Raw genomic sequence first — 208 nt, forward strand, 5'->3', positions numbered from 1 at the left:
GGATGCCTGGAGTGCGGAACGTGCCGCATTCTCGGGCTCGATACAGCGCTGGAAAAGTGGGAATACCCGCGTGGGACATTTGGCGTGGAGTTTCGCTACGGTTGAGAAGTACGAGGTTGTGCTCCCGTAGGCCGGATAAGACGGTAGCGTCACCATCCGGCAATCATGTGACGCCAGTGCCGGATGGGGGCGTAAACGCCTTATCCGG

At 59.6% G+C, this 208-nt stretch carries 1 pseudogene; it reads left to right on the top strand.

Annotated features, from left to right (window positions below):
- A pseudogene (locus FDX22_RS21175) lies at window positions 1–105 on the top strand (ferredoxin family protein); the annotation flags it as partial.
- Between the last annotated feature and the right edge of the window lie 103 nt (window positions 106–208).

The sequence above is a fragment of the Citrobacter sp. TBCS-14 genome (assembly GCF_005280805.1).
In the GTDB taxonomy this organism is placed as follows: Bacteria; Pseudomonadota; Gammaproteobacteria; order Enterobacterales; family Enterobacteriaceae; genus Citrobacter; species Citrobacter gillenii.